The 23683-nt window shown below is 54.9% G+C and carries 25 protein-coding genes; 16 read left to right on the top strand and 9 right to left on the bottom strand.

Annotation, left to right across the window (positions count from 1 at the left end; translation table 11 throughout):
• Positions 1-11: 11 nt before the first annotated feature.
• Positions 12-917, bottom strand: a complete 906-nt coding sequence (locus FJ695_RS11705) for a branched-chain amino acid aminotransferase (RefSeq protein ID WP_141185619.1) — start codon at positions 915-917, stop codon at positions 12-14.
• A 295-nt stretch (positions 918-1212) separates the two neighbouring features.
• Here FJ695_RS11705 and FJ695_RS11700 point away from each other — a divergent pair, with 295 nt between their 5' ends.
• The 3 genes from FJ695_RS11700 (at position 1213) to FJ695_RS11690 (ending at position 3872) form a co-directional block, all read left to right on the top strand.
• Positions 1213-1716 (top strand): MarR family winged helix-turn-helix transcriptional regulator, encoded by a 504-nt coding sequence (locus FJ695_RS11700; RefSeq protein ID WP_247653826.1) that lies wholly within the window; start codon positions 1213-1215, stop codon positions 1714-1716.
• Positions 1717-1767: 51 nt separating this feature from the next.
• Positions 1768-2466 carry a response regulator gene (locus FJ695_RS11695; RefSeq protein WP_141185617.1) on the top strand — a complete coding sequence of 233 codons (699 nt, stop codon included), beginning with the start codon at positions 1768-1770 and terminating at the stop codon, positions 2464-2466.
• A gap of 89 nt (positions 2467-2555) precedes the next feature.
• Positions 2556-3872, top strand: coding sequence for an ATP-binding protein (locus FJ695_RS11690; protein WP_371708985.1), 1317 nt, complete (start codon positions 2556-2558; stop codon positions 3870-3872).
• Here FJ695_RS11690 and FJ695_RS11685 read toward each other — a convergent pair.
• The 5 genes from FJ695_RS11685 to FJ695_RS11665 all read right to left on the bottom strand — a co-directional run bounded on the left by FJ695_RS11685 (position 3869) and on the right by FJ695_RS11665 (position 7091).
• A complete protein-coding gene (locus tag FJ695_RS11685; RefSeq protein WP_141185615.1) occupies positions 3869-4210 on the bottom strand; it encodes a tRNA-binding protein in 342 nt (113 codons plus the stop codon). The genes FJ695_RS11690 and FJ695_RS11685 overlap by 4 nt on opposite strands.
• A gap of 61 nt (positions 4211-4271) precedes the next feature.
• The gene (locus FJ695_RS11680) at positions 4272-4982 is read right to left on the bottom strand and encodes a TetR/AcrR family transcriptional regulator (protein WP_141185614.1); all 711 of its coding nucleotides are present in this window, start codon (positions 4980-4982) and stop codon (positions 4272-4274) included.
• Between the two features lie 85 nt (positions 4983-5067).
• The gene (proC, locus tag FJ695_RS11675; protein WP_141185613.1) at positions 5068-5886 is read right to left on the bottom strand and encodes a pyrroline-5-carboxylate reductase; all 819 of its coding nucleotides are present in this window, start codon (positions 5884-5886) and stop codon (positions 5068-5070) included.
• Positions 5883-6383 (bottom strand): YbjN domain-containing protein, encoded by a 501-nt coding sequence (locus tag FJ695_RS11670; RefSeq protein ID WP_141185612.1) that lies wholly within the window; start codon positions 6381-6383, stop codon positions 5883-5885. The genes proC and FJ695_RS11670 overlap by 4 nt, the downstream gene beginning before the upstream one ends.
• 441 nt (positions 6384-6824) lie before the next feature.
• On the bottom strand, positions 6825-7091 hold the full coding sequence (locus tag FJ695_RS11665) for an accessory factor UbiK family protein (RefSeq protein ID WP_141185611.1): 267 nt from the start codon (positions 7089-7091) through the stop codon (positions 6825-6827).
• A 222-nt stretch (positions 7092-7313) separates the two neighbouring features.
• On the opposite strand from FJ695_RS11665, the gene lgt reads away from it, so the two are divergent.
• The 5 genes from lgt (at position 7314) to FJ695_RS11640 (ending at position 12022) form a co-directional block, all read left to right on the top strand.
• Entirely contained in the window at positions 7314-8144 is an 831-nt protein-coding gene (gene lgt, locus FJ695_RS11660; RefSeq protein WP_209011013.1) for a prolipoprotein diacylglyceryl transferase, read from the top strand.
• The gene (locus FJ695_RS11655; RefSeq protein WP_247653825.1) at positions 8144-9232 is read left to right on the top strand and encodes a class I SAM-dependent methyltransferase; all 1089 of its coding nucleotides are present in this window, start codon (positions 8144-8146) and stop codon (positions 9230-9232) included. The genes lgt and FJ695_RS11655 overlap by 1 nt, the downstream gene beginning before the upstream one ends.
• Positions 9233-9272: 40 nt before the next feature.
• Positions 9273-10040, top strand: a complete 768-nt coding sequence (pgeF, locus tag FJ695_RS11650) for a peptidoglycan editing factor PgeF (protein ID WP_141185610.1) — start codon at positions 9273-9275, stop codon at positions 10038-10040.
• A 458-nt stretch (positions 10041-10498) separates the two neighbouring features.
• Positions 10499-10852, top strand: a complete 354-nt coding sequence (locus tag FJ695_RS11645) for a hypothetical protein (RefSeq protein ID WP_209011012.1) — start codon at positions 10499-10501, stop codon at positions 10850-10852.
• Between the two features lie 237 nt (positions 10853-11089).
• A complete protein-coding gene (locus FJ695_RS11640) occupies positions 11090-12022 on the top strand; it encodes a ribose-phosphate pyrophosphokinase (protein ID WP_141185608.1) in 933 nt (310 codons plus the stop codon).
• A gap of 75 nt (positions 12023-12097) precedes the next feature.
• Here the strand turns inward: FJ695_RS11640 and FJ695_RS11635 are convergent, their stop codons facing one another.
• Positions 12098-12856: a hypothetical protein gene (locus FJ695_RS11635; RefSeq protein WP_141185607.1), complete on the bottom strand. Its 759-nt coding sequence runs from the start codon at positions 12854-12856 to the stop codon at positions 12098-12100.
• A gap of 87 nt (positions 12857-12943) precedes the next feature.
• Between FJ695_RS11635 and FJ695_RS11630 the strand changes: the two genes are divergently transcribed.
• Together FJ695_RS11630 and FJ695_RS11625 are read left to right on the top strand one after the other, a co-directional pair.
• On the top strand, positions 12944-13513 hold the full coding sequence (locus FJ695_RS11630; RefSeq protein WP_141185606.1) for a MarR family winged helix-turn-helix transcriptional regulator: 570 nt from the start codon (positions 12944-12946) through the stop codon (positions 13511-13513).
• Positions 13510-14199 (top strand): MOSC domain-containing protein, encoded by a 690-nt coding sequence (locus FJ695_RS11625; protein WP_141185605.1) that lies wholly within the window; start codon positions 13510-13512, stop codon positions 14197-14199. The genes FJ695_RS11630 and FJ695_RS11625 overlap by 4 nt, the downstream gene beginning before the upstream one ends.
• 20 nt (positions 14200-14219) lie before the next feature.
• On the opposite strand, the gene FJ695_RS11620 is transcribed toward FJ695_RS11625, so the two are convergent.
• Together FJ695_RS11620 and FJ695_RS11615 are read right to left on the bottom strand one after the other, a co-directional pair.
• Positions 14220-16343, bottom strand: a complete 2124-nt coding sequence (locus FJ695_RS11620) for a methyl-accepting chemotaxis protein (RefSeq protein ID WP_141185604.1) — start codon at positions 16341-16343, stop codon at positions 14220-14222.
• 55 nt (positions 16344-16398) lie between these two features.
• Positions 16399-16968 (bottom strand): PDC sensor domain-containing protein, encoded by a 570-nt coding sequence (locus FJ695_RS11615; protein ID WP_141185603.1) that lies wholly within the window; start codon positions 16966-16968, stop codon positions 16399-16401.
• A 363-nt stretch (positions 16969-17331) separates the two neighbouring features.
• Between FJ695_RS11615 and FJ695_RS11610 the strand changes: the two genes are divergently transcribed.
• The 6 genes from FJ695_RS11610 to FJ695_RS11585 all read left to right on the top strand — a co-directional run bounded on the left by FJ695_RS11610 (position 17332) and on the right by FJ695_RS11585 (position 23682).
• Entirely contained in the window at positions 17332-17955 is a 624-nt protein-coding gene (locus FJ695_RS11610; RefSeq protein ID WP_141185602.1) for a 50S ribosomal protein L25/general stress protein Ctc, read from the top strand.
• 133 nt (positions 17956-18088) lie between these two features.
• Positions 18089-18832 carry an aminoacyl-tRNA hydrolase gene (gene pth, locus FJ695_RS11605; protein WP_141185601.1) on the top strand — a complete coding sequence of 248 codons (744 nt, stop codon included), beginning with the start codon at positions 18089-18091 and terminating at the stop codon, positions 18830-18832.
• A 92-nt stretch (positions 18833-18924) separates the two neighbouring features.
• On the top strand, positions 18925-19941 hold the full coding sequence (locus tag FJ695_RS11600; RefSeq protein WP_141185600.1) for a ribonuclease T: 1017 nt from the start codon (positions 18925-18927) through the stop codon (positions 19939-19941).
• 129 nt (positions 19942-20070) lie between these two features.
• Complete coding sequence (locus tag FJ695_RS11595) at positions 20071-21234, top strand: serine hydrolase (RefSeq protein WP_141185599.1); 1164 nt, start codon at positions 20071-20073, stop codon at positions 21232-21234.
• A 142-nt stretch (positions 21235-21376) separates the two neighbouring features.
• A complete protein-coding gene (gene ychF, locus FJ695_RS11590) occupies positions 21377-22477 on the top strand; it encodes a redox-regulated ATPase YchF (RefSeq protein WP_141185598.1) in 1101 nt (366 codons plus the stop codon).
• 179 nt (positions 22478-22656) lie between these two features.
• Entirely contained in the window at positions 22657-23682 is a 1026-nt protein-coding gene (locus tag FJ695_RS11585) for an ABC transporter substrate-binding protein (RefSeq protein WP_141185597.1), read from the top strand.
• The last annotated feature ends 1 nt before the right edge of the window (position 23683 follow it).

Raw genomic sequence — 23683 nt, 5'->3', positions numbered from 1 at the left:
CAGTACTGTACTCAGCCTGTGGCAGCCGTTTTCAGCTCGCCGGCTTGCGGACGAACAGCCGCGTCATAATCTTCCATCAGTGTCTTGATGATCTCGCCAACTTCATAGTTGTTCCCCGCAATCTCGGACACCGGGGTCACTTCAGCCGCCGTACCGGTCACGAAGCACTGTTCAAAGCTAGAGAGCTCATCGGGCATGATCACCCGCTCAACAACCTCAATACCCCGGTCCCGGGCAAGGCCGATAACAGTCTGACGGGTGATACCGTTCAGGAAACAGTCCGGTGTTGGCGTATGGATCTTTCCATCCTTGATGAAGAACACATTGGCACCGGTTGCTTCTGCGACCTGACCGCGCCAGTCCAGCATCAAGGCATCGGTATACCCCTTGGCCTCGGCTGCATGCTTGGAAATGGTGCAGATCATGTAAAGCCCGGCCGCTTTTGCCTTAAATGGCGCGGTTTTCGGGTCCGGACGGCGGTAGTCCGCCATGTCGAGGCGGATGCCCTTCAGGCGTTCTTCCGGTGCAAAATAGCTCGGCCATTCCCAAGCAGCGATCGCGAGGTGAATGGTGTTCTTTTGCGCCGAAATACCCATCATCTCGCTGCCGCGCCAAGCAACCGGGCGAAGATAAGCATCGGTCAGGTTCATGCGTGCCAGAGTTTCTTCTTTGGCAGCGTTGATCTGTTCCGCTGTCCAGGGAATTTCGAACCCGAGTTCACGCCCAGAGGCTAGAAGACGTTCCGTATGTTCTTCGGACTTGAAAATACGGCCGCCATAGGCGCGCTCGCCTTCGAACACGCTGCTGCCGTAGTGCAGTCCATGGCTCAAGACATGCAGTTTGGCATCCGACCAGGGCACGAAGGTGCCATCATACCAGATATCACCCGTAAGCTGATCAAAGGGCTTTCCAGCCATTTCTTAACTCCCGCCCGCTCTATAGAGCATGTTTTCATTATCTAGTTGCTATTCAATTGGCTCTGGCGAAAGAAGGCCCATCGAATGGCTGTATCTTTTGCACAGCACGTCAACTATCGGTATCCTTGAGAAGCGCGCCGATCCTGATTGGATTCGTTTGTCAGTAAATGCTGAAAAAAGCAACAAAACGACCAATCATTTCGCGCGCCGCCGTCAACAAGTAACAATCGGTCCGAAATAAGTCAATATGACTGACATAAATTTCAAAGCTTCCTTACCCTCCAAATCCAATAAAATGAGTCGGCTGGCACCGGCAGGAGATGAAGGGGATCCTGTAGATGCCGTTCCTTATGATTTGATCGAGCTTTTATTCTTTGCTTACCGGGATTTTACCGGCGATCCGGACGATGTTCTGGCCGAATATGATTTTGGCCGGGCGCACCACAGAGTTCTCCATTTCGTGGAACGCAATCCAGGGATCATGGTGACGGATCTGCTTGCAATCTTGCGGATTACCAAACAAAGCCTCGGTCGGGTTTTGAAGCAACTCGTCGATGCCGGGATCATCGAACAGCGTGAAGGACCGCATGACCGCCGCCAGCGTCTGCTCTATACGACTGATCAGGGCCGAGCACTGGCGGACGACCTGGCCCGTTTGCAACAAAACCGCCTTGAACGTGCCCTAATTGGATTGCCAGATGGGGCCGATAAAGTCGTCCGGCGTTTTTTGTTGCAAGTGATTGATCCGGAAGCCCGGGATGACATCATCGGACTGATACGCAGTTCGTATGACCTGTAAGATTGACCGGCTCCGGCCGATGCCTGTGTTTGGAAGGAAACGTGACCGGTAATGAACGCGACCGCTCCCGAAGACAATGCACCCCACTTGCTTTTGGTGGATGACGACAGCCGGATCCGAGATCTTCTTGGGCGGCTTTTAAAAGACAATGGTTACCGGGTGTCGGCAGCGGCCAATGCGGCAGAAGCACGGGTATGCCTGTCCGGCCTGGAGTTCGACCTCATTATCCTGGACGTCATGATGCCGGGTGAAACAGGCACAGAGCTCGCCGCGTCCCTGCGCCAGACATCCCAGGTCCCGATCTTGATGCTGACGGCCAGGACCGACGCCCCGGATCGCATCGCGGGATTGGAGGCCGGTGTTGATGATTATCTGGGAAAACCCTTTGAGCCGAAAGAACTCCTGTTGCGGATCGGCGCCATCTTGCGGCGCGGCCAGTATCAGCCGCCGACCACCGTCACCGAAATACGGTTTGGCCCCTTCTGCTACAATACCTCTCGCGGTGAGTTGAAGAATGGCGATAAATCCATCCGCTTGACCGACCGGGAAAAACAAATCTTGTCGATCTTTGCTGAGCAGCCGGGCGCGACTGTTCCGCGGCACAAGATCGTTGGCGATGACAGCGGCCTAGGAGAACGCACAGTCGACGTTCAAATCAATCGCCTACGGCGGAAAATTGAAGAAGATCCTGGAAATCCGATATTTCTGCAAACGGTCCGCGGCATCGGTTACCGGCTCGCATGTGACTAGGCTCCGCACGTATGGCAAGCATTGAGAGGCTTCTCCAGAGGTTTACCCCGTATCTGCCCCTTCAAACGGTTCATCGTGGCTATCGGCGCGTGTCCCGTTTTCTGTACCGGGTCATGCCCAAGGGCCTCTACACGCGAACCTTCCTCATCATTGTGATCCCGGTTGTTATCCTGCAATCCGTGATCGCCTTTGTGTTTATGGAGCGCCACTATCAGCTGGTTTCCCGGCGGATGTCCGAAGCGGTCGTGCGTGAGATTGCTGCCGTTGTCTATGCGCTGGAGAATTTTCCGCAAGACCCGGAACATACAAAAATTGAGGAAATGGGATCGCGTGCACTTGGCATGTCGATGTCGGTGTTGCCATTAGAACCACTGCCGCCGCCTGCTCCCAAACCTTTCTTCGACGTGATTGATCAGGAACTGAGCAAGGCAATCGGACAGACCATTGGGCGGCCATTTTGGATCGACACCGTCGGCCGGTCCCGATTTGTAGAGATCCGCATTCAGCTGGACGACGCGATCCTGCGCGTGTTTACCCGCCGCAGCCAAACCTATGCGTCCAACTCACATATTTTTCTCGTCTGGATGTTCTCAACCGCCGTTGTGCTCATCATCATCGCGGTCTTGTTCCTACGCAATCAAATGCGCCCAATCATCCGGCTCGCCAATGCCGCTGAAGCCTTTGGTAAGGGACGCCCGGTTGATGACTACAAGGCAAGCGGTGCTCTGGAAGTCCGGCGGGCCGGCATCGCCTTTGCAGATATGCGCCGCAGGATTGAACGTCAGATCGAGCAACGCACTACCATGCTGGCGGGTGTCAGCCACGATTTACGCACCATCCTAACGCGCCTGCGCCTGCAGCTGGCCTTCCTTGGCGACACACCGGAAAGCGATGCTATGCGTAAAGACGTCGACGAGATGAGCGGTATGCTGGAAGATTACCTAGCATTTGCAAAAGGCGACGGAGACGAAGACCCGCAGGAAACCGACGTAGCGTTGCTTTTTGAAGAATTGGAAGAAGAAGCGGAGATTTCCGGCAACACGGTGTCCGCGAACTTTAAAGGACCGTCGGAAGTTCTCTTGCGCCGCAATTCTATGAAACGATGCCTCGCCAACCTTGTCACCAACGGCTGCAAATATGGCGATCGCGTCGCGCTTGGCGGCCACATTGAGAAGAATTGGCTGGTCATCACCGTTGACGATAACGGGCCCGGCATTCCGGAGGACCAGCGCGACCAGGCATTTCGCGCTTTTCAAAGGCTGGATCTTGCCAGAAACCTGGATGAAACCGGAAGCGGACTGGGGCTTGCCATTGCCCGCGACATCGCCCGGTCTCATGGCGGTGATCTCTATCTGGAAGACAGCCCGCTCGGTGGCCTCAGAGCCCGGCTAAGAATTCCGGCTTAATAAAGCCGGCCGCCGATTGGCACATCCTTGTCTGGCGTTAGAAGAACCACTTCACCGTCACCATCGGGTACGCCAAGCGTCAAGACTTCCGACATCACCGGTCCGATCTGGCGCGGTGGAAAGTTGACCACAGCCATTACCAGCCGGTCTTTCAAAGTTTCCGGAGTGTAATGCTTGGTGATCTGGGCTGAGGTTTTTTTGATGCCGATCTCCGGTCCAAAATCGATTTTCAGCTTGTAAGCCGGTTTCCGGGCTTCAGGAAATTCCTCAGCCTCGATTACACGGCCAACCCGGACATCAACTTTCAAAAAATCGTCAAAACTAATCTGGTCGCTCACACGTCACTCCATCATTTTGAAGCGAAGATGGCGGCAGAATTGGTACGAGTAAAGCCCAGAATTACACGCTGCTTTCCCGCATTGCCTCAGGCTCGGAATCCGCAGCGTAATCATCGTCTGGATATCTGTCCCGGCCAGAGCGCCGCGACCGCCTTCTAGAAGCTGCCTTCACAAACTTCCGGAATCCTTTGGCAACGCCCTCCAGACGGTTCAGCCGTTTCATGAAGGACGATCCCTTGTCGAGTTCCTTGTCGAGGCGGGACATGGTCCGCGGCATGCCTTCATCCGGTTCGTCCAGCCAGGTGTCGACCACACGGGAAAAGGACACCGCCAGAGCCTGCGCCACGATACCGGACTTAATACCGGAAAGATCGATCCCGGCGGCAACCAGCATCCATTTTTGCGAGCGGACGGCAAAGCGGTTGAAATCCAAGGCAAGGCCAGGATCCTGCGATGCAGCCTTAGCAAACGCCCGAACAGCCTCTTTGTTCTCGGCCAAGACATCGATGCGGGTCATCAGAATATCGAAAAGCCGATCGCGGGGCGGCTGATCGCCAAGATCCTCGTCACGCTGATCTAGAACGGCCGTATCGACACTCTCGTAAAAGGCTTCAACTAAAGCCAGCTTGGAAGAATAGGCGCGGCGCAGCTCCGACAGCTTGACCTTTGCCGTCTCCGCAAGCAGCTGCAAAGAAACATCCTCGTAAGGATGCTCCGAAAGCAGGTCCAAAAAAGTGGTGAGGATCTTCTGCTTCGTCTTTGCGGTCGCCATATCCGGATCTCCTTGTCTTATGAGAAACATAGGAAACCCGGAATGCGGCGAAAAGGGGTATCTCGCCGCACCCCAAATGCTTTAGCTAACCAGCAAGTTCCCGGGCACGTTTGACGGCGGCTGCCACGGCATCCGTCATCACGGGCTGCAAACCGCCGCTGGCCATCAGGATATCCAGTGCCGCAGCCGTCGTGCCGTTCGGGCTGGTCACGTTTTGACGCAAGATTGCTGGATCTTCGCCCGACTGATGCATCAGCTCCCCTGCGCCGCACACCGTCGCGATCGCCAGTTCGTCAGCAAGGGCGTCCGGCAATCCGGCTGCTTTGCCCGCTTCCCGCAGGGCTTCTGCGAGGTAAAACACATAGGCTGGCCCCGAGCCACTCACACCTGTCACCAAATCGATCTGGTCTTCACTGGTGAGCCACACCACCTTCCCCACTGCCGTCAACAGGCGGGTGACCGTGCTTTTTTGCTCTTCAGAAACTTTCTGGTTCGGAAAAACGGCGGTGATGCCACGTTTGACCATTGCCGGCGTATTGGGCATGCAGCGCGCGACAGGAATATCGCCAAATGCACTTTGAAACTTAGAGACAGGTGTGCCTGCGGCAACCGATAAAACCAATGTCTCTTGGTCAATCACCGGCGCCAGGCTAGGCAGAACCTCGTCCATCATCTGCGGTTTTATGGCCACCAAAACGATGCCGGCGGTCATCTCTTCCGGCACGTCGGTGACATGCCGAATGCCGTGCTTGGTCAGCAGATTGCTGACTTCGGCTGACAAAAATGGATCCAGTACCAGAATGGAAGCCGGATCAATACCGTCCGCCATCCAGCCGGACAACATGGCCCCTCCCATCTTGCCAGCACCGACAAGCAGAAAGGGGCGCTCTTTTGAAAAGGTCATGCTTCTCCTGCAGTTTCGAACAGAGCGGTGCTGAGCGCTTCTTGTGCGCTGTGACCGGCCCAGACAACGAACTGGAATGCTTGATAGAAACGTTCGCAGTTTTCAAGGGCATTCGACAGCATGGTTTCGATCTGTGCCGAAGTCGGTTCGGCGCCGCCTGCCAAAATGAGCGATTGGCGGAACATCACCACGCCCTCTTTGCTCCAGAGGTCAAAGTGCCCCGCCCACAATTGCTCATTCACCAGAGCCAGAAGCTGAACGACTTCCGTCTTTCTGAGCTCTGTCACTTTGAGATCAAAGGCACAGGCCAGATGCAAGGCTTCAACATCCTCCATCCACGAGAAGGAAACATGATAATTACACCAGCTTCCGGCAATGGAGATCGTGATCTCATCATCATCTGAGCGCTCGAACGTCCAGTCGTTCAATGCGGCCACAGTTTCGATGGTATCAACGGGGTTGTCAGGTCTCTCGAAGTCGATCTCGATGAGGCTCATGATGCCTACTCCCCTTTCCAGCCGGGGCCGAGTACCCGATTAGGATAACCGGGTGGGCCGCCGGGGTAAGTCCCAAGCAGAGGAGCAAAGACGCGTCCTTAACTGGCCCAATCAATGACCGGTTCCGTCTTGCTCCGACGAATCCCTGTTGTCCTTGAGTATAGGAGCAGGAAGGACTTACGGCCTACCTACCAAATTCAATAAAAATGTCGAAACTTGTGGACGACTCAGCAGCTTAATTAGCCAAAATGCGCAAAAACACTGCAATTCCGCCAAGTTCAACCGTTACATTACCGTCATGATTCGTTAACAGAAATCGGTCGATCACACTAAATTGCACTAACTTGGCAAGGTAATTTGCCCAGAAGGCATGGCCCGGTTCACCGGACCATCCTCTACCGTCACGATTCGGTTTTGTAGCGCCACCTTACCCAAGCAGCATTAATCCCCGGATGGCGCATCCTTATCGCCGCCTTCCAGGGCAGCAAGACGGGTTTCAAGCTCTTCAACTTTGTCGAGGGCACGAGCTGCCATTTCCTTAACAGCGTCATGTTCTTCGCGCGAGACAATGTCCATATCCGACATGAACCGCTCAGCCTGAGCTCTAAAGGCAGTTTCCACTTCGCGGCGGGCCCCTTGTGCGACACCAGCGGCATCGGTCATCAATTTGGCAAAGTCATCGAGCAAACGGTTCGGGCCTTGGGTCATATGCCGCTCCTATATAAGGAAATTCCAGATACACGCTACGTATGAGGGTTCGCAGGCAACTTCAAGCTTCGATATCGACGCAGCCAATCGGAAACTCAGTATAACGCCGGTATTGAACAAGAATGATGCATGTCGAGAGCCTTGACGCAGCGCAGTAGATCGCGCAAGCGTTGCCACCGAAAAGCCGCCTTCGCAGCGTTACCGACCTCATGAGGTTTCAGATTGCCCCCTCTTCTTGCCCTGCCGTTCCCAGCCATTGATCCGGTCATTGTTGAAATCGGCCCATTTGCTCTGCGCTGGTATGCGCTGGCCTATATCGCCGGGATTGTTTTGGCCTGGCGTTACATGCGCGCGCTTGTGCTCAACGACGGGCTGTGGGCCGGGAGTAAGAGACCAACGCCGGTGGATCTCGATGACTTTGTCCTGTGGGGGACATTTGGCATTATCTTAGGCGGCCGCCTCGGCTATGTGCTCTTTTATAATCCGACCTACTATTTCGCAAATCCGGGAGAAATCCTCGCTATCTGGTCCGGCGGCATGTCGTTTCATGGCGGTTTTGCGGGAACGGTCATTGCCATGATCCTGTTTGCGTGGAAGCGCGGTTTTCCGCTTTGGACTATGTTCGACTTGGCGGGCTGTGCTGCCCCGATTGGATTGTTTTTTGGACGGCTGGCGAATTTCATCAACAGTGAGCTCTGGGGCCGGCCAACTGATGTTCCTTGGGCGTTTGTCTTTCCCAACGCCGGTCCTGAACCTCGCCATCCGAGCCAGCTTTACGAAGCGGCCCTGGAAGGTATTGTTCTATTCTTGGTTCTCCGGGTATTGAGCCACCGGTTTCATCTTCTGAAAAAGCCGGGCTTTTTAGCTGGCGCCTTTGCCTGCGGCTATGGACTGGCCCGGTCCTTCGTTGAGTTTTACCGGGTACCTGACGCCCATATCGGTTATTTCGGCGGTTTCCTGACCATGGGAATGTTGTTGTCCGCCCCGATGATTCTGGCAGGAATTGCCGCGATGATTTGGGCCGCCAAACGCCCCAGCCAGGTAGCTGAGTAGTGACGTGTTTGAAAGACAAACTTCGCCAACGCATTATGTCCGACGGACCGTTGTCCGTTGCCGAATACATGACGCTGTGCCTGAGCGACCCGCAGTTCGGCTATTACACAACACGCGAGCCATTTGGCCGTAAAGGCGATTTCATCACAGCGCCGGAAGTGAGCCAAATGTTTGGCGAACTGATCGGCGCCGTTTGCCTGGGAGCTTATGAAAGCCTCGGCGCGCCGGAGGCCGTTCAGCTGGTGGAACTTGGCCCGGGGCGCGGTACGTTGATGGCAGACTTTCTAAGGGTTGCTGTACAGCGGCCCGCCTTCCTCAATGCGGCACGCTTAAACCTTGTCGAAATGAGCCCGCGCCTCCGGCAAGTTCAGAGCGACACGCTAAAGACAGCTCCGCTTCAACCGGAGTTCCGGGATCACTTTGCCCAGGTGCCGGACGGCCCGTTGATTGTCATCGCGAATGAGTTTTTCGACGCTCTACCCATTCACCAATTCGTCAAAACAGCCAGCGGCTGGCAGGAACGCCAGGTGGGGTTAGACGATAAAGGCAACCTTGTTTTTGGCGTCGGCGTAGCCAGACTGCCCGATACTGCAATTCCGGCCGGAGCCGTTAGCGCGTCAGACGGCAGCATTTTGGAAACCCAACCTGCGGCCAATGCGATCGCAGAAGAAATCGCCGCACGGATTGCCAAACACGGCGGCATCGCGCTTTTCATAGATTATGGCTACGCGAAATCGGCTGCCGTAGACACATTACAGGCCCTTTATAAACACAGCTATGATGATGTTCTTGCGCATCCCGGCGAAGCCGACATTACGGCCCACGTCAATTTTGAGACCCTTGCCCTCGCCGCGCAGGCTGCCGGAGCTGTCCCCTTGCCGCTTCTCGAACAAGGAGAATTCCTGCTGCGGGCTGGGCTCCTGGAACGTGCTGGCAGCCTTGGCGCCGGAAAGTCGCCACACCAACAAGACAGCATCCGTGATGCGGTTGAACGCCTGGCGGCCCCTGACCAAATGGGATCTCTCTTTAAGGTCCTGGCCGTCACTACAGACGGAATACCCTTTGCGCCATTTGATCCGGCACCTTAAGTGCATTTGAGAATGGATGAGTCCAATTTTGGAGAGCCACATGAAACTCGAAGCTCCGGAACTTCAGTCTGACGGACTTTCACATGGGTTCTTCACCCGCGAGGGCGGCGTGTCCTCCGGTCTGTATGACAGCTTGAACATCGGCCTTGGCTCGGACGATGACCGGGATCTGGTTCTGGAGAACCGGTCCCGTGTCGCGCGCACCTTTGGCGTCGCTCGCGATCATTTGGTCTCGCCCTATCAGATCCATTCTCCAGATGTACTGACAGTTGACGGCCCTTGGCTGGATGATCAGAGCCGCAAAGCGGATGCCCTGGTCACCGCAACCCCCAACCTTGCATTGGGCATCTCCACGGCGGACTGTGGTCCGGTGTTGTTTGCTGATCCTGAAGCATCCGTCATCGGTGCGGCCCACTCAGGCTGGAAGGGGGCGATCTCAGGTGTTCTTCAAAATACGGTTGCTGCGATGGAGAACCTGGGTGCGCAAAGAGGCCGGATCCGGGCGGTGCTCGGCCCCACCATTTCGCAAGCTTCTTATGAGGTCGGCCCGGAGTTCCACGACCGCTTCTTATCGGAATCATCTTCTTGGGCGCAGTATTTCATACCCTCGTCCCAAGACGGTTTTCATATGTTCAACCTGCCGGCCTTCATTACAGATCGGCTTACCGGCCTTGGTTTGGCGCACGTCAATGCCATGAATATCTGCACCTACAAGGATGAAGCGCGGTTTTTTTCCTACCGCCGGACGACGCACCGCAAGGAGCCGGATTATGGACGGCAGGTCAGTGCGATCATGATCAAGGGTTGAGTTTGTTCCCAAACGCCAGAAAGGCCGCAACAATAAGAGATCATCGAGGCTCATGGTTCTCCTGCCGTTTCACCCGAATTCCTCGACACTGGCGCTGGCCAAAAGACTCATTTTTCGAAAGAAAGGGTCGATCAGGATAAAAACCCAAGGTCCAAAAACCCTGCTTATCCACCATCCCTCTCGACCTGCCGCGCAAGTCGGGCTAAACCAGAACCCGATCTGAGCGGGATTCCGGGTTTTCCGGGCAACCGACTCTCTCGTAAATTACATAAATCAGGCCAACCGTCTTCATGTGCAAAAGAATCTCAATTGCTCAAGCAAACCTTTTTAAGGCCGCGGGCGGTCTTCTTTTGTTGATTGGCCTGGCAGCTTGCCAAGGATCGCCTCAGCCGCCATCAGCGATATCTGCAACGCCAACTGCTCCACAATTCATCCAGGAGATTGATCAGGAACAGGGCGTGACTTTCGCCTTCGAACCGTTCACGGGCGCGCCCGGAAACATAGCGGATGAATTGTCATCCGAAATCGGCGCAAAAGCGGCCACTCAGGGCCTCAAGTTGGTCAGGCGTGTCGGCGCCGACGCCACCTACCGGGTCAATGGCTACCTGGCAGCAACAGGACAGCCCGGCCAGGGCACCATCTTTTATGTGTTTGATGTTGTCGACAGATCGGGACGCCGCCTGAAGCGAATCTCTGGCACGGAGGAGACGGGAGGATCAACGGGAGATCCATGGACGGGCGCCTCATCCGACGTGCTTTCGCGCATCGCGGAACGATCTGTGGTGGAAATCAAGGCCTGGCTCAACCAATAAGAACCTATTGAAACGGTTCAAGCACCTTGTTCGTCATAAAAACGAAAAAAACCGCGCCAGACTCCAATAGCGCGGTTGTCGTCTGACCGGTTGATTGTTACAACGCCGCCGCCTGCCGAGGTTTTTTAGCAAAAGTCCAGGCAAGAGGCACCTTGAACGACTTAGGCTCCAACCGCGTGTTTATCCGGCCACCTTGGCCCAATAGACCCGGCTCCGCACCAGAAGGACTTGCGGCTTATGAAGATCGTCGCGGGCAACTCCAACCGAGCCCTGGCTGAGGAAATCTCCAAATATTTGGATGTACCATTGGCCAAATGCCAGGTCCGGCGCTTTGCCGACCAGGAAATCTTCGTAGAAATCCAGGAAAACGTACGCGGTGAGGACGTCTTTGTCGTCCAGCCCACCAGCTATCCGGCCAACGACCATTTGATGGAGCTCTTGATCATTATTGATGCGCTTCGCCGGTCCTCGGCCCGCCGGATCACGGCCGTGATCCCTTATTTCGGCTATGCCCGTCAGGATCGCCGCGCCTCCGGCCGGACACCGATTTCCGCAAAATTAGTGGCCAATCTGATCACTGAGGCCGGTGCAGATCGCGTCTTGACGCTGGATCTTCACGCTGGGCAGATACAGGGTTTCTTCGACATTCCCACCGACAACCTGTTTGCAGCCCCGGTGATGACCCGAGACATCAAGGAGCGCTACGCGACCGACAATGTAATGGTCGTCTCTCCGGATGTTGGCGGTGTGGTTCGCGCCCGAGCGCTGGCCAAGCGCATTGAGGCGCCACTCTCCATCGTCGACAAACGCCGCGACAAGCCTGGAGAATCGGAAGTCATGAACATCATCGGCGATGTGAATGGCTACGATTGCATTCTGGTGGATGACATCGTCGACAGTGGCGGCACGCTCTGCAACGCAGCTGATGCGCTCCTCGCCAAGGGCGCCAAGTCGGTGACCGCCTACATTACCCACGGTGTTTTGTCTGGCGGCGCGGTTGCGCGTGTGACTTCGTCCAAGCTGAAGGAGCTGGTAATTACCAATTCCATCGAGCCGACCGCTGCGATCACCGCTGCGCCGAACATCCGGGCGATCTCCATCGCGCCGCTGATGGGCGAAGCGATCAACCGCACAGCCTTGGAAAAATCAGTTTCCAGTCTGTTCAATTAATTTTCTGGATCACAGAAGACGTCAAAGCGCCGGCCATGCCGGCGCTTTTTTTGTTTGCAGCCATGGCCGCGATTTTCAGTTCAGCTTTCCTGGAAGGCTGAGATCTCCAGATGCAACATCAAAGACATCAACGACGCAGAGCAATGGCGCGTGGATGTTCTGATTAACCCGTAGGGCGGACGTCACGCCGTCATAAGACATTCCGCTGGCGATGGCCGGATCATCAAAGCTGACATTGATTGTGATCTCCTCACCTGAAAGCACCGGAGAATAGCCCGGGCTATCGATGTAGATCGGCAATCCGGGCCAGGTGGCTGGCATTTTTGGTGAAACACCATCCGGAATATCCTTCACAGACAAGGTCCCGGCTCCGCATGCTTCATTGGGCGTTAGCACGACCCAATGGGAATGCCATTTGGCGCCATCGTTCCCGGCATCGCCATCCCCGTCCTCATCAAAAAGTGGCGTATCATCGAAGTCGGGATGGGACGTGGCAACCAACGCCAAAATGCCATCTTCACTTTCAAATCCCACAGCGTCCGGCTTCAGCGATGTCGGCCAGACATAGGCCTCAACCGGGGCACCCGCGAGCTGGCCGGCCGGTTCAGGAACCGTTGCACCGGCCGTTCCTTTCAGCGTCATGTGAAACGTCACAATTCGCCCGCTCCGGTGCACGTGTGCTGCCAGGATATCGTAGTTTTGGTCGATCTCGACATTTTCACTCGACAAGACCGCGCCGTGTTGATGGATCGCGTGGCCGCTATGATCTCCGCCTGCAAACGCCGTTGCAGGAACCAGTACGGAAACCAGGCCGCCAAGAAGTTTCTTAAGCATGGATGTTCTCCTTGTTGAAAGAAGCCAACCTAATAATAGCGAGTCGCTATTATTGCAAGTTTAATTTCGACTCGCTATAAAACTTCCATGCTGAACCCCCAACGACAAAGCCGCCTCATTGCAGACCTGATTGACCGGCTAGGCCGCCTGAACGCTGCTGAAGAATGGAATGGCCCGCTCAATCCGTCGCAATATGCTGCGCTGGCCTATCTCGGCCGGGCAAACAAGTTTTCCCGGGCGCCGTCCCATGTCGCCGATTATCTTGCGACTACGCGCGGAACCGCTTCGCAGACCTTGAAAGCGCTGGCCCGGAAGGACCTGATTGCCGAGACACGGCTGCCGGAAGACAAACGCAGTATCCGCTATGACCTCACGCTCCCCGGCCTAAAGATGCTGGAAACACAGTCGGCTATGGAGGACGCAATCGCGGGACTTTCGATGGAAAAGGCGATTGCTCTGCAGGATGGTTTAAGCGCGTTGGTCCGTCAGCTTCTTGACCAGCGTGGCGGAAAGTCCTTTGGCCTTTGCAAAGACTGCAGACACCACCAGGAAACCGCTTCAGGCCAGTACTGCCAGCTGTTAGAGGTGACCTTGAAATCGTCTGAAATAAACGAGATTTGCCACGAACACGCTGCCAAGCAGGAAGCAACGACATGACGACAGCCGCAGAGATCCTCGGACTTTATACCGGAAAACCGGAACAGCGTTGGGACGGAAAAGCGCCGTCTGCGATCCGCAAAAACCGGGTTGGCGGATCGGTTTTTGTGACGGAAACCGGCATTTCTGACGACCAACAGGCCGATCTGGAAGTTCACGGCGGCCCGGAGAAGGCTCTGCACCATTATCCTTCGGAACACTACGCCGACTGGGCGGAACTTTTTGGCACAGACGGCTTCGCCTACGAGCCCGGGACATTCGGTGAAAACATCTCTTCGCACGGGTTCACCGAGGCTGATCTTTGTATTGGCGACGTGTTTGCTGTGGGTTCGGTCCGCCTCCAGATTGCTCAAGGCCGCCAGCCTTGCTGGAAACTCAACCTGCATACGTCCAATCCGGCTCTCGCCGCCAACTTCCAAAAAACAGGTAAGACAGGCTGGTATTACCGCGTCTTGCAAACCGGCCATATCCAGGAAGGCGCGGCGATGACGCTTGTCGAACGCCCTTGCCCGGACTGGAACCTGCGCAACGTGATTATGGCCCGCTTCAACCCGAGGCTGGACAGTGCCACAGCCTTGGCATTGGCGAACTTGCCGGAACTCGCAGCACCCTGGCGGGCGTCTTTTGCGAAAAAGGCTGATCCGGACTATCTGGAAGACACATCCCGCCGGTTGCCGGGTGGCTGAACCTGGCAACCGTGATCAGCTTATGCCGCCGCAACCGCTTTCAAGAAACGGTCAACCGTTCCTCTCAAGACATCTGTTTTTTCCGCAACATCTGTGGAAGCCCGAAGAACGTCTGCTGCAGATGAACTGGTGATCTGTGACTTGTCGCTAATGGTCACCATGGAGCCAGCGACAGTGCGTGTACCTTGTGCAGCCTCCTGGACATTTGCTGAAATTTCAGTGGTGGCCTGCCCCTGCTCCTGGACTGCCACAGCAATGTTATCGGTGTAGCTGTCCACTGTTGCCATTGTCTCGGCAATTGTGGCGATTGCAGACACTGCATCTTTCGTGGCCGCCTGAACTTCAGACACTTGGGATTCAATCTGCTCGGTCGCCTTTGCCGTTTGCGTCGCAAGTTCTTTGACCTCAGATGCAACGACCGCAAACCCGCGCCCAGCCTCGCCGGCGCGCGCAGCCTCAATCGTAGCATTGAGCGCAAGCAAGTTGGTTTGTTCGGCAATGTCCGAGATTAGATTGACGACATCCCCGATGTTTTGAGCAAGTTGAGCCAAACCGCCGATGCGTTCGTTGGTTTCCTGCGCCGAACCGAGAGCCCCGCGAATGATTTCGGTTGTGCTGTCGACCTGGCGGCCAATTTCCTGAATAGAAGCTGATAATTCTTCCGAGGCCGATGCGACAGTCTGAACGTTTGCCGATGCTTGCTCGGAAGCAGCAGAAGCGTTTGTCGCTTCACCCGAAGTTTCATCTGCAATCCCGTTGAGACCTTCCGCAGCAGCCTGCATCTGATTGTTGTTTTCAACAACCGTATCCAGCATTTGCTCAACTTCACCTCGGAAGCCTTCGATCAGCTCAGAAACTTTTTGCGTCTGCTCTTCCCGGGCTCTTTGATTTTGATTTTGCTCCAACTCGAGCCGCTCGCGTTCCAAGGCATTTTCGCGGAAGACAATGACAGTATCTGCCATTTGTGAAATCTCGTCACTTGCCGATTGAGACGGAACTTCTACCGTTGCATCCCCTTCGGCCAATGTCCCCATAACCTTGGCAAGGGCACTTATTCTGTCCGACAACCGCTTGGAAACCCATACTCCGAGGAGCCCTGCGCCCAGCGCACAGACAGCTGCAATCAACAGCGTCCAATTGCGAAGGCTGGCCAGTGGCGCCAGAACCTCAGTAGTGTCCTGCACAACGACAAGAGCATAGTCCTTGCCGAGATACTGGAAAGGCACCGCTGCCGCGAACACCTCCCGGCCTTCCAGATCTGCCAGCGTTTCAAACTTGGGAGAGGTGCCAAGAACTTGCAGAACGCTTTTGCCTTTCAAGAGGTCGCTCGTGACTTCCGAAACGTCCGGCGTACGGAAACTGTCGTTCTGTATCAGTCCGTCACTGTTGACCAGAAAGACATTCCCCGTCTCTCCAAGGCCTGCATATTTGCCAAGCATGCCGCTGATCTTCGAGACAGCAGTCTTATAAACGGCAACACCGATCACTTTGGATCCGAGTGACACCGGAACCGACATAAACCCAACCGGCTCACCAGAGGCGGCGTAATCCTCCACATCGATGATATGCGCCTGGTCCGGTGCCCCGTTCAATGCGGCCTGAAAAGCTTTATTGGCTGCGGTTTCTTTCCAGTCGCCAATGTTCAGGTTTTGCGCAAAATCCGATTTTTTCTGGACGGTGTAGATAATATCTCCTGCCAGATTCACCAGCAGAATCTCATCGAAACTGTTGGCCACTGCGAATTCACGTAAGGCCGGATGATGTTTTGAATGTGCCTTGTCGTAGGGCTTCCGCCCAGCTTTCACCAGATCCGCCCGCTGGTCTACTGGATGAGGATTGTTGGTGACATATATCTTGGTGAGCATCGCCTGGGCCTTGTCACCGTACTTTGCCCAATTCTTATCAAAGTCCGAATAAGCCGCACGCAGCCCCTTGCCTGTTGCATGCCCCTTTATCAACGCCTGTTTCGCAGCAAAGTAATCCGCCAAGGCATCTTTGCGGCTTTCCGCCAAGCCCATCAACCGCTCTTCCGCCAGATCCCGCACGGATTGTGCACCGGAGATATAACTCGCAGCACCGACTCCGGCTGAACAAAACAATGCAATTCCGACCATGATCGCTGGCAGCTTCTGAGAGACTTTCAAAGGCTCTGCTCCTGACAAGAGGAGGGCAAGGCAAAGGTGCCTTGCCGCTTAAGAGTTAAAGTTTTTCGACATTCACGCCGAAGGTCACGGCACCGATCGGCTCGCCGCTGTCCGGATCCACCACCGGGACACTGACCTGGCTCTGCAACAACTGTGTACTTTCGTCTTCCTCAAGCTCGCTAATGTGAACGGATCCCGCTCCAGCCCCGAAAGTATCTTTCCACTTGGCTTCGTCGCCCTGCCAATAATCGGATGTGACATCACTTTGGCCAACATTGAGACCTTTGGCATCCATGACAAAGATCTCGGTGAACAACCCATCACTGCCGTCCTGGACATCGGCAAGATAGCCAGACAAATCATTTTCCAAAGTCGCATCGATCATGGGCTGGTCAACGGCTTCCGTTTCTGCACGCCACGTTTTGTCCAGCTCATCGATTTTGGCCTGATCGTAACCGGCCGTTTCACCGTTACGGGCCTGGACTGCGGAAACAACTTCGGCAGAGGTGGCAATTTCGGAAATCTGACCGTTTGCCAATGTTTCCAGTTCGGATTGGAAGTCATTTGCCCCAGCAGCACCCGTTGCCAGGAGGACAAACAAAGCGGAATGCACAAATTTTCTCATGGACTAATCTCCGTTGAGTTCCGATACGTCATTCAACCGGACGGAGATTAATCACATATGTACATTTTTACGCTTTGTTGATTGAATACTGTTTTCACTCAACCCAGAATATAGTAATAAAACTGGAACTTCCTCAGCACGGAAGCAACAATCACTGATTGATGTTATTTACTTTGTGTTTTGCGTAAAAATTACAATGGACTGGCTATCGCAAGGTGACTTGCTCTTCTGGCAAGTTTCCGGTATATGGCGCTCGCGCCTGCACCCCTGGAGGAGGCGTTCAAAGGACCGATCCCGGACAAGTTATCGTCAATTCGGTGCGCCTGTTCGCCGGTCCATATCATATACCTATAGGAGTTTGCCATGGCTGCCAGCTATGAGCTGAAGGCGTCGGCACGGGATCGTGTGGGCAAGGGGGCCGCACGGGCACTGCGTCGCGAAGGCCTTCTACCTGCCGTTATTTACGGCGACAAAAAACCGGCTATGCCGATCACCATTCCGGTGAAAGAAACCACTTTGACCCTGCACAAAGGTGGTTTTTTGACACACATCGGCACGATCGATGTTGACGGCAAAAAGCACAAAGTCATCGCGAAGGACTTCCAGCTGCACCCTGTGCGCGACGATGTCCTGCATGTTGATTTCCTGCGCGTTTCCAGTGACACAACACTGACCGTCGACATTCCGGTGACATTCATCAACGAAGAAACCTGCCCGGGCCTGAAAAAAGGCGGCATGCTGAACGTTGTTCGCCACACGGTCGAACTCATCGTTCCAGCAGATGCGATTCCGGAATCCCTGGTCTTCGATCTGGCGAATGTTGAAATCGGTGACACGCTGCACATTTCCGCAACCACTTTGCCGGAAGGCGCACAGCCGACCATCACCGACCGTGACTTCACTGTTGCAACACTGGCTGCTCCTGGTGGCGGTGCTCAGGACGACGCTGAAGCTTCCGAAGACGGTGAGGAAGAAGCAAGCGAATAAGCTTGATCTTCTCGTTGATTTTGCAGAAGGCGGCACCGCCTTCTGCATCCCCAAAGCAGCCAAACCGGCTGCTTTTTCTTTTTAATTTTCGGCTGTTAAACTGCGGCCACTGAAACGCTCTCAGAGACCCGTGATGAAACTGATCGTCGGCCTTGGAAATCCCGGTGCAAAATACGCTGGCAACCGGCACAACATTGGTTTTATGGCCGCCGACGAAATCCATCGGCGCCATTCCGGCTTTCAGCCGTGGCGGGCTCGGTTTCAGGGTCAGGTCTCCGAAGGCCGGCTCGGCAGCGAAAAGGTGCTCCTGCTCAAACCGTCGACCTATATGAACGAATCCGGGCGCTCGGTCGGGGAAGCGATGCGCTTTTTCAAGATCGACCCGGAAGACATTGTCGTCATCTACGACGAGTTGGACCTGCCACCCGCGAAATTCCGCATGAAAAAAGGCGGAGGGCATGGCGGCCACAATGGCTTGCGGTCGATTTCAGCTCATATCGGTCCGGATTACCGCCGTTTGCGGCTTGGGATCGGCCATCCTGGCGACAAGAAACTCGTGTCCAATTATGTTCTGGGCGACTTCGCAAAAGCCGATCAAGACTGGCTGGAACCGCTTCTGACCGAAATCGCGGACAATGCCGGCCTGATGGCTGAGGCAAAGGACAGCCAATTCGCCAATAAACTCACGTTGGCTTTAGAACCAGAAAAGGCGCGGCGGAACGGCAAGCCAACCTCAGCCAAAACCGATCAGGCATCGAAGCCAAAACAAAAAAGCCATATCCATCAGGCGCGGCAAACCCAGCCAGCGCCCTTGCCGAAGTCTGGACCGATGGCCGATATGCTGAAGAAGTTGCTTGGCGGCGGCAACAGCGCGTAACTGCAATCAAGAATTTAGTTACAAAGACTTTCCCGTCATAATATAGTGATCTGCGTAGACATGATGACCCTAGGCTATTTTAAGGGAAAACCATGCGTCACTTTCTTTTAGCATCCGCCATATTGGGCTTATCGATTGGCCCTTCAGCCGCCTTTGAGAAGCTTGAGGGCTATTTTATCGCCGAGCAGGTCTGTGAGGCCTACCAAAGCAAAAACCGCCAAACGAACCCCGGTGACATTCTGACCGCACCGCAGCTTGCTTATGAGCTCCTTGGGATCAACAAGACAGGCGGGGACTTTTTCCAAATCCATGTCGATGGCGCCCCCGTGACCCAATCGCGCTGGGTAAGCACCTCCTGCGGCATACATGTTGTTGAAGCGGATACGGCAACGGCGCCGCCTCTGACCGACGATGAAATCACGCCGGTTCCGGATGCACGGGAATCGACGGACAATCTTCTGACCTTGAGCTGGCAGCCGGCCTTTTGCGAAATCCGGCCTGGCAAACAGGAATGCCAGGATCTAAATACCGGAAATCTGCCCCACACGACCCGGCAGCTCTCAATCCATGGATTGTGGCCACAACCCCGCGGCAATGATTATTGCGGCGTCTCCGCCTCTGTCCGCAACCTCGACAAGCCGGGCAGCTGGCATTTACTCCCCGCGCCGGACCTCGACACCGAAACAGCTGATGCACTTGCTGCGGCCATGCCCGGGGTTGCCAGCCATCTGCACCATCATGAATGGATCAAACACGGCACTTGTTACTTCGGCGAAGGCGGCGCCGATGAATATTATGACGACACGCTCCTGCTGACAGGTCTTGTGAATGACTCGGCTGTTGGCGACCTCTTCTTCAACAACGTCGGCCAGGAAGTGACCGGCGCCCAAATCCGAGCCGCCTTTGATCAAGATTTTGGTCAAGGTGCAGGCGACCGTGTACTCGTCAAGTGTACCAACGATGGCAACCGCACCTTAATCAATGAAATCTGGATCAGCCTGCGCGGCCTAATCAATCCTTCCTCTAATCTTGGCGATCTGATGCTAGCCGCAATTGAAACCGAGATGGGATGCAGCGGCGGACTGATTGATCCAACTGGACTGCAGTAACTGTTCTGAGCGCTTCTCAATAAGAGAGCAGGTCACGTAATGACCCTGCACTCAACTACTTCTACAAATTAGATAGGACCGTCCAATCCCAACCAATCAGGCACCGCTTTGAAAACAGTGTTTACAATAGTGCTTTTGTTTCTTCTGGTTGCCGGCCCTGCCCAAGCTGAGACCGATACTGCAGACTTGTCCGATGAAACGCTCCTGTTACGGATCTGGAACGAAACCGCCCCGCACTCTGATTGGTTCGCGCTGTCCTTCCGGACCGCCGTCCCGATGACAAGGCTGCGGCCAGCATTGAAAGAGCTCAAAACCACGTATGGCCCGGCGGAACAGGTTTCCAAATCGACCCAATCTAGAAACTTCGCGCTCTCAACGGCAACACATGATGTCACAATTCGGCTGTTCCGAAGTGGCAACGGTCAAATAACCGGTTTTGAAATCAAGGACATTCAACAATCCGGTACGTTGAAAGATCTCTTGCAAAAGCTTCCAAGGTTTGCTGAGCGGTCCTCTTATCTCTTGACGAAGAACGGAGAGATAGTCGCCAGCCACGCCCCATCGGAAAAACTGGCTGTCGGGTCCGCTTTCAAATTGTTTGTGCTGGACGCACTCGCAATGAAAGTGGAAGCGGGAGAGATTGAATGGTCGAGCGTGCTCACACTGAATAAATTCCATAAATCCCTGCCATCCGGAACTCTGCACACTTGGCCCGACGGTCATCATGTGACGGTCGAAACCGCAGCCGCATTAATGATTTCCATTTCCGGCAACACGGCAACAGACCTCCTCATGTCGCAGCTGCCATTGGCGCAACTCGAAAAGATCTCAGAACAGGTTCCTTTTTTGACAACACGCCAATTCTTCCAGCTCAAAGCCTCTGATGAAGAGGCATCTGAGTATCTTTCTGGCGGTCTTTCGGAAAAACGCAGAATTCTTGCTGAACTGGGAGGACGCCCCGCGCCCGACCCCGGCGATGTCAACAACGGCTATCAGCACGGATTGGAATGGTATACGGCTGTCCCCAGCCTGTGCAAGGTCATCTCCAAAGTGCGGGATCTGCCAGTGTTCAAGATCAATCCCGGGCAAGCAAAGCCGGCGGATTGGAAAACCATTGCTTTCAAAGGCGGCAGTGAGACAGGCGTTCTAAACCTCACATACCATTTGACCGCACACAACGGCACAAAGTGGTGTTTTGTAGCGACCTGGAATTCTCCGGAAGCGCTGGATGAAAATGCGATCCTGGCAGTGAGTTCGGGGATATTAAACCGCATCGCGCGCACCAGCGAATAACGGCGCTGCTCATTTCCGCAAAGACAGCGCCAAATCGGCAGCCAGCATCCCAGCTGACATCGCAGAAACCCTTGACCTTATCTGCCCCCTCGGGCATGTAGCGCGGCAACAGTTTCAGACACAAACCGAAAGCGAACTCACGATGGGTTTCCAGTGCGGCATTGTCGGACTGCCGAATGTCGGTAAGTCCACCCTTTTCAATGCGCTGACCAAGACAGCGGCGGCTCAGGCCGCAAACTACCCTTTCTGCACGATCGAGCCAAACACCGGCGAAGTGGCTGTGCCAGATCCGCGCCTTTATGCGATCCGGGAAATTGCCGACTCCAAAGAAGTGATCCCGACCCGGATCACCTTTGTCGACATTGCCGGCCTGGTACGTGGAGCCTCCAAGGGCGAAGGCCTCGGCAACCAGTTCCTGGCCAACATCCGCGAAGTGGATGCCATTGCCCACGTGCTGCGCTGCTTTGAAGATGACGACATCACCCATGTGGACGGGGCCATCGATCCGATTGCCGATGCCGATACGGTCGAGACGGAACTCATGGTCGCCGACATGGAAAGCCTTGAAAAGCGCATCGCGCCTTTGAAGAAGAAAGCGACTGGCGGCGACAAAGAAGCCAAGGCCGTGCTGCCAATTATGGAAGCAGCCCTTGAGCTGCTGCAGGATGGTAAGCCAGCCCGCATGCTGGACGTCGCCGATACCGAAGAAGCCAAGATGCTGAAGGGGCTCAACCTCTTGACCTCCAAGCCGGTGCTTTACGTCTGCAACGTTGACGAGGGATCGGCTGCCGAAGGAAATGCTCTGTCCCAGAAAGTTGCCGAAAAGGCCGCTGCTGAAGGTGCTGTATCCGTTGTCATTTCCGCTGCAATTGAAGCGGAGATCTCGCAGCTGGACAATGAAGAGCAGGAAGAGTTCCTGGAAACCATCGGACTGGAGGAGCCGGGCCTCGACCGGATGATCCGGGCCGGTTACGACCTTCTGGGTCTGATCACCTACTTCACTGCCGGTCCAAAAGAGACCCGTGCCTGGACCATCACCGAGGGCACCAAGGCGCCGGGGGCTGCCGGCGTAATCCACACTGACTTTGAACGCGGCTTCATTCGCGCGCAGACGATCGCCTATGACGATTACACCTCGCTTGGCGGCGAAAGCGCTGCCAAGGAAGCTGGCAAGGCGCGGGACGAAGGCAAGGAATACATCGTCAAGGATGGTGATGTCCTGCTGTTCAAGTTCAACACCTGATCTTTCTTAATTTCCGTATTCGCTTTCAAAGGCGCCGCACATTGCGGCGCCTTTTTTGTTTTGTTCGGCGCAAATTGCTCCAGCAATTCAAAAAATTGATTAGTTGGCAAAATTTTAGTTGTCCAAAAAATTCCATTCCAATAACCTCATGAAATAAATATTCTAACTGGGAGGTAGGAATGCGGAAATCGTTGATGTTAGCGTCGGCTGGATTGTTGGGCCTTCTGGCCGCGGGTCCTGCATTGTCGGCGGAAAAGCTCACTTTGTATTGCAGCGCGCAGGAAGACTGGTGCCAATTGATGGCCAATGGCTTTGAGGACGCGACCGATATCAAAGTGAACATGACCCGGAAAAGCTCCGGTGAAACCTTCGCTCAAATCAAGGCGGAAGCGTCCAATCCGAAAGGTGATGTCTGGTGGGGCGGAACCGGTGACCCGCATCTTCAGGCCGCTGAAGAGGGATTGACAGAATCCTATGTCACGCCCATCCGCGGCGAACTTCAAGATTGGGCTATTTCGCAAGCAAGCTCTGCCGGTGACAGAACAATCGGCATCTATTCCGGAGCACTTGGATACGGCTACAACACAGATGTTCTTGCCAAGAACAATCTGCCGGAGCCGTCTTGCTGGAAGGACTTGTTGAAGCCGGAATATAAGGGCCACGTCCAGATGGCCAACCCGAACTCCTCGGGAACGGCTTACACAACACTGGCAACCATCATGCAGCTCTTCGGCGAAGACGAAGGTTTTGAATTCATGAAAGGCCTTCACAAGAACATCAACCAGTACACAAAATCCGGATCAGCTCCGATCAAGGCAGCAGCCCGCGGAGAAAACACCATTGGCATCGTCTTCATGCATGACGCCGTCAAACAGGCTGCGGCCGGCTTCCCGATCAAGGTGGTCGCACCGTGTGAAGGTACAGGCTACGAAATCGGCTCCATGTCGATCGTGAAAGATGGCAGAAACCCGGAAAACGCAAAAAAATTCTACGACTGGGCACTGTCGGCTGATGCGCAGGCATTGGCACTGCAGGTCAATGCGTTCCAGGTTCCGTCCAACAAAAACGCACCGACATCGGACAAGGCGCCGGATCTGTCCTCGATCAAACTGATCGACTATGATTTTGCAAAATACGGCTCCAGCGACGAACGCAAGCGGTTGTTAAAAAAATGGGATGATGAGGTCTCCACACTGCCGCAATAAT

It is taken from the genome of Labrenzia sp. PHM005 (assembly GCF_006517275.1).
In the GTDB taxonomy this organism is placed as follows: domain Bacteria; phylum Pseudomonadota; class Alphaproteobacteria; order Rhizobiales; family Stappiaceae; genus Roseibium.
The sequence above is the reverse complement of the archived record's forward strand: the minus strand, read 5'-3'. Positions and strand labels throughout refer to the sequence as shown.

Excerpts from the sequence above, each read along its gene's own strand:
- FJ695_RS11695 (WP_141185617.1), top strand. The coding sequence starts at position 1,768 with ATGAACGCGACCGCTCCCGAAGACAATGCACCCCACTTGCTTTTGGTG.
- pgeF (WP_141185610.1), top strand. The coding sequence starts at position 9,273 with ATGAAACTCGAAGCTCCGGAACTTCAGTCTGACGGACTTTCACATGGG.
- FJ695_RS11670 (WP_141185612.1), bottom strand. The coding sequence starts at position 6,383 with ATGAGCCTCATCGAGATCGACTTCGAGAGACCTGACAACCCCGTTGAT.
- FJ695_RS11640 (WP_141185608.1), top strand. The coding sequence starts at position 11,090 with ATGAAGATCGTCGCGGGCAACTCCAACCGAGCCCTGGCTGAGGAAATC.
- FJ695_RS11700 (WP_247653826.1), top strand. The coding sequence starts at position 1,213 with ATGAGTCGGCTGGCACCGGCAGGAGATGAAGGGGATCCTGTAGATGCC.
- proC (WP_141185613.1), bottom strand. The coding sequence starts at position 5,886 with ATGACCTTTTCAAAAGAGCGCCCCTTTCTGCTTGTCGGTGCTGGCAAG.
- FJ695_RS11635 (WP_141185607.1), bottom strand. The coding sequence starts at position 12,856 with ATGCTTAAGAAACTTCTTGGCGGCCTGGTTTCCGTACTGGTTCCTGCA.
- FJ695_RS11625 (WP_141185605.1), top strand. The coding sequence starts at position 13,510 with ATGACGACAGCCGCAGAGATCCTCGGACTTTATACCGGAAAACCGGAA.
- FJ695_RS11630 (WP_141185606.1), top strand. The coding sequence starts at position 12,944 with ATGCTGAACCCCCAACGACAAAGCCGCCTCATTGCAGACCTGATTGAC.
- FJ695_RS11680 (WP_141185614.1), bottom strand. The coding sequence starts at position 4,982 with ATGGCGACCGCAAAGACGAAGCAGAAGATCCTCACCACTTTTTTGGAC.
- FJ695_RS11615 (WP_141185603.1), bottom strand. The coding sequence starts at position 16,968 with ATGAGAAAATTTGTGCATTCCGCTTTGTTTGTCCTCCTGGCAACGGGT.
- FJ695_RS11600 (WP_141185600.1), top strand. The coding sequence starts at position 18,925 with ATGCGTCACTTTCTTTTAGCATCCGCCATATTGGGCTTATCGATTGGC.
- FJ695_RS11665 (WP_141185611.1), bottom strand. The coding sequence starts at position 7,091 with ATGACCCAAGGCCCGAACCGTTTGCTCGATGACTTTGCCAAATTGATG.
- FJ695_RS11585 (WP_141185597.1), top strand. The coding sequence starts at position 22,657 with ATGCGGAAATCGTTGATGTTAGCGTCGGCTGGATTGTTGGGCCTTCTG.
- pth (WP_141185601.1), top strand. The coding sequence starts at position 18,089 with ATGAAACTGATCGTCGGCCTTGGAAATCCCGGTGCAAAATACGCTGGC.
- FJ695_RS11610 (WP_141185602.1), top strand. The coding sequence starts at position 17,332 with ATGGCTGCCAGCTATGAGCTGAAGGCGTCGGCACGGGATCGTGTGGGC.
- FJ695_RS11705 (WP_141185619.1), bottom strand. The coding sequence starts at position 917 with ATGGCTGGAAAGCCCTTTGATCAGCTTACGGGTGATATCTGGTATGAT.
- ychF (WP_141185598.1), top strand. The coding sequence starts at position 21,377 with ATGGGTTTCCAGTGCGGCATTGTCGGACTGCCGAATGTCGGTAAGTCC.